Annotated in this window: 5 protein-coding genes; 3 read left to right on the forward strand and 2 right to left on the reverse strand. The window is 59.4% G+C overall.

The window, feature by feature from the left end; translation table 11 throughout:
- The coding region (locus tag ABIV12_RS11195) for a hypothetical protein (protein WP_348059256.1) at positions 1-917 on the reverse strand (917 nt) is incomplete at its 3' end.
- A gap of 346 nt (positions 918-1,263) precedes the next feature.
- Here ABIV12_RS11195 and ABIV12_RS11200 point away from each other — a divergent pair.
- A complete protein-coding gene (locus ABIV12_RS11200; RefSeq protein ID WP_348059258.1) occupies positions 1,264-3,084 on the forward strand; it encodes a hemopexin repeat-containing protein in 1,821 nt (606 codons plus the stop codon).
- A 268-nt stretch (positions 3,085-3,352) separates the two neighbouring features.
- Here ABIV12_RS11200 and ABIV12_RS11205 read toward each other — a convergent pair whose 3' ends face one another.
- Positions 3,353-3,739, reverse strand: coding sequence for a lysozyme inhibitor LprI family protein (locus ABIV12_RS11205; protein WP_348059260.1), 387 nt, complete (start codon positions 3,737-3,739; stop codon positions 3,353-3,355).
- A gap of 815 nt (positions 3,740-4,554) precedes the next feature.
- Here ABIV12_RS11205 and ABIV12_RS11210 point away from each other — a divergent pair.
- Positions 4,555-5,370: a hypothetical protein gene (locus tag ABIV12_RS11210; RefSeq protein ID WP_348059262.1), complete on the forward strand. Its 816-nt coding sequence runs from the start codon at positions 4,555-4,557 to the stop codon at positions 5,368-5,370.
- Between the two features lie 474 nt (positions 5,371-5,844).
- A partial coding sequence (locus ABIV12_RS11215; protein WP_348059264.1) for a cation:dicarboxylase symporter family transporter occupies positions 5,845-6,238 on the forward strand: 394 nt, incomplete at its 3' end.

The following is a 6,238-nucleotide window of genomic DNA, read 5'->3' on the forward strand; positions in this document are numbered from 1 at the left end:
GCCAGCAGTTTGGCGACCAGACCGATATCGGGCGCGCTGACAGCTGCGCTTGCGGTCGGCTGCGCGACGAGTTGCAGGAGAGGCGAGTTGTTGCTGTCGTCACGATCGCCGATCCGCCCGCCGGTTGCTGCATTCGTCAGAAGTTCGGGCGCGAGCGACGACTGCACGCTCGCATGCGCGTCCACAGGCGCCGAGATGCGAACGAGGCAGGACTGCGTTTGTCCAGCGGTGATCGAGGACAGTTTGACAGCCGGGGCCGAAGCGCCGCCGCCGAATCCACAAGAGAGATCCGCCCGCTCGCAGCCGCCCGCGAAATCGGTGTCCACCGTAACGGCCGAAGGAACACACACCGATCCGAGCGCGAGGACGACGTTGCCCACGTCGATGACGCTCAGGTTGCGCGCGTCCACGCGGAACACCTCCTGCTGGATTCCGTTGGCGACGGATGACGACACCGGTGTCGCGGTGATCGAGAGGTCGACGAACGTTCCGATGGCAAGACTGAGCCTCGAATCGAAATCGCCCGCGACGAGCCAATCCGCAAAGCCGTTGTCCACAGTCGCGACGTCACGCGTGACGCGTACCACGCAGGTGCGTTGGGAATGTGCGGCGATGGGTGCGACGCTGAAGGTGGCACGGCCGAGCGTCGGCTGGATGACAATCAGCGGACCGCATTCGGGCGGCGAGCGCTGTTCGAACGAATAGCCGGGGACCTGATAGTCGAGGACATAGTTGAATTCATTCGATGCCTCATTCCCGTCGTTTGAAAACAGGAACGGGATGTCGGCAACACTGCCCGGCTCGACCGCGATGCTGGTCGACGGCGTTGTGACAGTCACGGCGCCCATCACAGGCATCACGCTCCCCGTGGCGGCGAGCGCTCCGATGCATTGCAGGACGAAGCGGGATTGATTCATGGCGTGGCTCCCGAGGATGCGCTGTCCGTTGAACACTCGAAGGCTATCAGAAGACATGGCGTCGACGCCGGATCGCGTGGGGCGGTGATCTTCATGGACCTGGGCGTTTGCTCCCTGTGCGAACCATGACGCCGAACGGGACGAGTCCAACGGGACGGAGGTGATAGAGCGCGATCGCCCGTCGGGCGTTGCAGAAATCCGTCGCTCAACAAAGGCGATAACGTCGCGTCCGCGTGTAAGAGATTGGCGACAATCTACCGAGGTCGGCGACCCTTTTCGACGTTCGTTTCGAGCGTGGAAACCAGTCTCGAGCACCAAAGCGACTTGGCCAGGCAGCGCAAGTGGCATGGAAGGTTGGATTTTTGCCTCGCGCGTCCAATCGTCAAACGGAAAGAAGGAAAAAACGGACGACGCATCGCTGAAGTGTTTGGAATCCCAGTGTCCGGTCTTGCACGGTTACGACGTAACTGACTTCGCAGGGATGTTCCCGGCAATCCGACGCTCCTGTGAGGCGCGAGGATTTCGACAAAATGACCAAGGACAGATCATGAAACTCAAAGGGCAGATTTTTCAGATCACCGATGTAGCGCAATTTTTCCTGTCGTATTCAGGCGCGCCTGACGCGCCCGATAGGCGCACGTATCAGGGCGCAGCTGGCCTCAAGATTCATCTTCAAGTTGCCAACTCTGCAACGGCGAGTCTGCCGTTGTTTGAAGAATGTTCGATGTATGTTTCGGCAGATTCCGAAGGCCACTTCACATTCGACATTTCGGACCGTCAGGAAGCATTGATGACCGCCAGCACCGGGGTTTATGTCACCGTGTTTCAAGCGGGGCAGAACGTGGTCTACGGCGGAATTTCCATCCCGACATCCGAGCCGCTTTACCGCAGCGCATCGTTCAGGATTCGCGATCAAAGCGAATCGTCGCCATTGAAAATCTACTATCTCAGCAGTGATGCGCCGCGCGGCGCGGGCGTCACGCAGGACATGGTCGATCAGCAGATCAATACCGCAAAGGCAGGACTGCCGGATCTCAAGAAACTGCAAGGGACCATTTGCGACGGCTATGTTGAAGTACATGGCAGCGGGTCCGGCGCGACCGTTGATTTCGACGTGCTGCTGGCACCCAGTTGGGCGTCCGACTTGAATGTGCTCGTCGAAGGGACACCACGCGACATCGATATCGATCTTCCGGGACCCGATTTTCTTGTCGGCTTGTGCGTGAGCAAAAAGGAGCTGCGCGGAAAGATCGATGCCGCTGTATCCCAGCTCATGGTCAAAGTGAACAAAGACATCGAGCAGACCATCATTGCTGCAATCGCCGGTCAGGCGCACGTGGACAGAGCAAGTCTCGAGCGCCTGTTATCCACGGGCACGAGCACCACCATTCGTCGGCTCGACTATCTTCCTGGTGCGTTGCGCACGGTGAGATTCGGGAACGTCGACGTGCCGCTCCCGACCCTGACGGTCGTGCCCCAGCCAACGATTGGACTTCCTCGGAATCCTGCGCGCATTGCGGAGGTCGATCAACCGCGCGCAGCAATCGCCGGTCCTATCGACTGTATCGCCACGCTGCCAAACGGAAAAACGTATGCGACATTCGGGGCGCAGTACGTGCGCTATTCCGACTCGAGTGCGAGTCGGATCGATCCCGGTTATCCAAAGCCGATCGGGGACAACTGGGGGCATCTCCCGTCTGAATTTCTCGAGGGCTTCGATTCAATGGCGACGCTTCCGGACGGCAAGACCTACATTACAAAAGGCGCCCACTACGTCAGATACTCGGACGCCAATGCAAGTGTTGTGGACCCGACGTACCCGCGACCCCTACTTCACAACTGGGGCAAACTGCCAACCGAGTTCAATGACGGCTTCGACAGCATTGCGACGCTTGCGAACGGAAAAACCTATATCAGTCGCGGAGCACAGTACATTCGATACTCGGATCCCAGCGCCAATACGGTGGACCATGGCTATCCGAAACCCCTTGCCGGCAACTGGGGATATTTGCCGCAAGAATTTCGTTCCGGCATTGATGCAATGGCGACTCTTCCCAACGGCAAAACGTACATCTGCAAGGGAGACCAGTACATCCGCTATTCCGATCCCGGTGCGTCAGTCATCGACACCGGCTATCCGAAGTCCATCAAGGGCAATTGGGGATAACAGAAACGGCGGTTGATCTTGGCCAACCGTCAACCGATTCACGGTCGACAAGTGGGGCGGGACCCGTTATCGGGCCTCGCCCTACAATCACGCGAATTCAAACGTGGTGGATGCTGGGCATTGTGCGGGTAGCATGCGCAAACGTCTTAGTTTCCAGAGAACGTGGCGTGAGTGCCCTGAGCGAACGACCAAAAACGGGCTCAAATTCACTGATTGAAACCAGGGTCATCGTGCGCATTCCTCAACCGTCCGTCCGACAGCAGGTTCGCTAAGGACCTGATCCCAACGTCTTCAACTCTGCGGCGCGCCTGGCCGTTTCACTGAGGAAGCAATCATTCGATGCCACGCCGGCCGCGGTGCCACCGTCTGGATCCGCATAGAAGCGGCAATTGGCTTCGCGATACTGCACCCAGAGGCGTTGCGCCGTCACCAGTTGCTTCTTGCGCGCGGACGTCAATTGCGCACCCAGCTGTTTATAGGCGAGATTCAGTTCGGAGTCTTGCACCTGTGTTTCAGCTCCGATGCAATTCATCATCTCGACGGTGACACCGCCAGAGTTGTCCATGCAGGCAGAATAGCGGGCAGAGTATTGCTCGTCGGCCAAGCACATGCCTGAGACGGTGGCGAGAGCGACAGCCAATACAAATCTGATCATTGATCCACTCCGGATATTGAAATCGAACTGCACCGCCCACTAGCAACGGCGCGATGAACGCAGGACATGCCAGACGCAGACATTGCGCTCGTCATGACTATAGCAACGGAAACCGGGCACGGAGGAAACGTTTCTCAAAGTTGCGCGACCTCGATGGCAGCCGGATCTTTCTCGCGCCTGTGCGATTGCCGAGTTGCGATTAAATCGCGCCACGCAACCCTCCGCTTCCGTACGCGTGCTGACCATGGAGATGCGAAGGGACATCGGTGATGTCGTCGTTGTTGAGTGTGTCACTCACTGAAGCGCGCCGTCCTCGGCCATCGGGATCACGCGAACGTCGTGCGCCCTACGCTGATCGTCGCCGGTCAAAAAATGGGCACGGCGGTCGATCATTGCCACACTCCACGATGTGTTGCGCAAGGTCTGGAACATCGATTCTGCGCGGCGTTGCCACGGTGGAGGCCCATTTCGCGAGGCCGTCAAGATGAGTCGACTCCCAGTTCCCGTGTAGGTACACGATTGCAAAAAGCGCGCTCCTGATGCCCCATCTTCTACGTTTCCTCAGGGTCGAGGACCGACACTTCAAGTCGATGCTGCTGATGCAGTTCCTCGAACCCCCGAGGTTGGCGCGGTGCGACTTGATGACGCAAATCAGCTTGTCGCAAGGCTTGGCGTTGCGCGCTGACGAACAGTTGGATGTGGAACCTCAGAGCCGTGGCCGTTCGTCAAGGGGTGTGACGCGACTTTCCGTCAGTGCACAATCCACGGAGCGCGATCACGCTCTCGACATGTGACGGATCCCAAGGAACCTGCTCATGCAGACCTCAAAAGGCTGGGAAACCCTCTCCGTCTACGATCAAAAATTGTTCCTCAATCATGGGCCGTCAGCGCTTGCCCGTCGCGGCAAGCCGTACGTCGCTTCGCGGCGTGCGCTCTGGTTCGATTGGCTGCTGACGGGAACGCTCGGCCTGCTCGGCATTTTCCTGTTCGGATGGTCGAGCGGTGAAGCGGCGCTGTTGCTTGTCGCGAGTTTCTGGCTGGGCTGGCTCGCCGATCTGCTCCTGTTGTCTGCCCGCTCGAAGGCACTCGCGATCAGTTACCGCAACGCCGTCGATGACATGCGCTTCTGGCAAATCGTGGCCGTACTTCGCGGCAAACGTCGGATACCTGCCGATGCGCGGTCTCACCCCACGCTTGGCCTGTCCTTGATCATCGACCTTGTCTCGGGATCGACCGCAACGGTGTTGCTCCTGAGCGGTCTGGCAAAAAGCGGCGTCGCTCCAAGCGAACTGACCGGATCTGCGTCTTTGCTCGCGAGTATCGCGGCGATTGCATTGGGAACTGTCAAGTCTCTGCGCTCTCGCCTGCAGAGAGCAGCTGATGGGAGGGTCGAACTGCCGGAGTTCCGCGCCGGTCAGCGCGGCATTGGATTGCTGATCGTGGTTTTTGCCCTGATGGGACTCGGTGGTGGAAGACTTCCAGCGCATCTCATCGTCGGCACGGTCAGCAGTTTCTTCGTCATCGTCTCCGTTATCGAGCTGATCTGGGGGGTTCCCGAACTGATCCGCGAAGCCGAATGGGTCAGCGAACACAGCACTCTGTCAAAGGTCGAGGTGGATTGCCCGCCATAGCTGAGAAAGCGGGGTCCATGACAATCAGCGCCTGCACACATTCGCAGAGTCACTTGCTGCCTTTTCGCGCTACAAGGCGTTTGCGCGCCGCACTTCATCTCCGCCGGCCCAGTCGGCGGCGCGCATTCTCCACCAACCCGCCGTTGGCACGTGACACCTCGCCGGCTGCTACGCCGAATGCGGTATCACCTACACCACACAAAGGGGCAACGAACCCACAGCGAAGCGCTCGATCCACCGTCGGCGGCCCGCGCGAATTCGCCGCGAAGAGCGCTGCAGAATCGATCCAAGCCGACGCCTGTACCACGTCCAGCGGCCGCACGACGGCCCGGAAAAGGCGTGGAATTTTCCAGACGCAGAGCGCGCTTTTCAGCCGGATGACCAGTCGCAGGGGGTCGTTCCGTCATCCCCCGCTGGCGCGTATGGCGCATCGTGGGAGTGACTCTCACGGCGCGGCCACGTACATTCGGTCGGATGAGTACATCCACTCCACTTGCAACGCGCATCCTCCGGGGCCTGGTCATCGGCATCGTTGCCGCTGTCATCACCCTCGGTATTGGACAGTTTCACCCGCCCACGCTCGCGTTCATGCGCAAGGTGTCGAGCGCTGTGTTCGACCCGTTCGGACAGATCTTCCTGCGCATCCTGTTCTTCGTGGTCATCCCACTGGTCTTCACGTCACTCGCCTCCGGCGTCGCGCAGCTCGGCCGACTGGACAAGCTCGGCCCGCTGGCTGGACGCACGTTTGTGATGTTCTTTCTGAACATGGTGATTGGCGTGGCAATCGGGCTGGTGATGATGAACACACTGCGTCCGGGTCATCACTTGAACCCGCAGGCCACCGCGCAGTTGCTGGAGGAGTACGGGA

This window comes from Dokdonella sp., from assembly GCF_039926425.1.
In the GTDB taxonomy this organism is placed as follows: domain Bacteria; phylum Pseudomonadota; class Gammaproteobacteria; order Xanthomonadales; family Rhodanobacteraceae; genus Dokdonella_A.

Bases quoted from the DNA above. Each gene is read 5' to 3' on its own strand.
- ABIV12_RS11210 (WP_348059262.1), top strand. From the start codon at position 4,555: ATGCAGACCTCAAAAGGCTGGGAAACCCTCTCCGTCTACGATCAAAAA.
- ABIV12_RS11205 (WP_348059260.1), bottom strand. From the start codon at position 3,739: ATGATCAGATTTGTATTGGCTGTCGCTCTCGCCACCGTCTCAGGCATG.
- ABIV12_RS11200 (WP_348059258.1), top strand. From the start codon at position 1,264: ATGGAAGGTTGGATTTTTGCCTCGCGCGTCCAATCGTCAAACGGAAAG.